We start from the raw sequence: 1,287 nt of genomic DNA on the forward strand, positions 1-1,287 counted from the left end.
CTCCACTAATCTCCCCATGTTCTCTCCCCCCAACCGCATTGCCCCCGGCCCTGGCCAAGAATCTGTGTGGGACTACCCCCGTCCGCCTCGCCTAGAGGATTCCTCTCGCCGTATTCGAGTGGTGTTTAACGGCGTTGTGATTGCCGATTCACAGCAGGCCAAGCGGGTGCTCGAAACTAGCCACCCGCCGACTTACTACATTCCCCCTGAGGATGTACAGATGCAGTATTTGCAGCCAGTGCCTCGCTCAACAATGTGCGAGTGGAAGGGTGCTGCAACCTATTTTACGATTGTGGTAGGTGATCAAAAAGCCGAGCAGGTGGCTTGGGCTTACCCCCAGCCGACTGCAGCGTTCCAGGGCATTGCCAACTATATTGCTGTCTACCCCAGCCGCATGGAAGCTTGCTATGTCGATGACGAGCTGGTAAAAGCCCAGCCCGGTGATTTCTACGGCGGCTGGATTACATCCGATATCGTCGGGCCTTTTAAGGGGGATCCCGGCACCTGGGGCTGGTAGCCCGAAGAGCCATGGCCAGGACTCAAGGCCAGGACTCAAGGCCAGGACTCAAGGCCAGAAGGATCTCTCCCCTCCCAGGGGGCCTTGCTCACTGACTCCCAAGCTGCCTACTGGTCCAGCGACTCCTCAGGTGCCGAACTACAGGTGGGGGCAATGCCCAGGGTGTCGCGGCTGTTAGTCATAACTTCTACAGTGCGCTTGAGCTTTGCCTCTAAAAATTGCTTATGGTCGAGCAGTTGCCTCAGCTTTTGGTGACGGGCAACCGCCAGACTAATGGTTGAAAGCTGATCTGGCGGGCAGGGAAAGTGCTGCACTCGACCATCGGAGTCGAGGCTGCACAGGCGGTAGCCCGACCGGCCTAGCTCGGTGCCGGGGGGTGTGGGCGGGGCAGCCGGAGACTCTAGCGATTGACATAAACGCTCTACATAGCCCGTCAGGGCTTGGGGGTCACCGTGGCGCAGCAGGGCAGCATCGAGTTCGGGAGGTTGACTGGTCGAGGTGGCGTCGTCGACCGTCTCGAGCCAACCATCGACAATGGGGCCTTCCATATACAGCGCCTGAATACGCTGTACCGTTTGTTTGAGATCCTGGTGCCAGGCTTCTACCGACATTTGAATGTCTTGCAGCACCTTAATGGCCAGGGCCGGATTGGCATCATGGCGGTGACGGCTAAAGGTGGGGCGCTTGCGACGAGGGAGCAGGGGCAAGTTGGAGGGTGGCCCCTGCACTGGAAACGGCGTCAGGCGGGCAGGCGGGGCAGTTGGTAAGGG

1 protein-coding gene and 1 pseudogene are annotated in these 1,287 nt (G+C 59.4%); one reads left to right on the forward strand and one right to left on the reverse strand.

The annotated features are described in order from the left end of the window. The first annotated feature begins 16 nt into the window (after window positions 1-16). Window positions 17-517 carry a DUF427 domain-containing protein gene (locus IQ254_RS31140; protein WP_193970003.1) on the forward strand — a complete coding sequence of 167 codons (501 nt, stop codon included), beginning with the start codon at window positions 17-19 and terminating at the stop codon, window positions 515-517. Window positions 518-624: 107 nt separating this feature from the next. Here the strand turns inward: IQ254_RS31140 and IQ254_RS31145 are convergent. After that, window positions 625-1,287 (reverse strand): annotated as a pseudogene (locus IQ254_RS31145) (hypothetical protein); the annotation flags it as partial.

The sequence above is a fragment of the Nodosilinea sp. LEGE 07088 genome (assembly GCF_015207395.1).
Taxonomy (GTDB): Bacteria; Cyanobacteriota; Cyanobacteriia; order Phormidesmidales; family Phormidesmidaceae; genus Nodosilinea.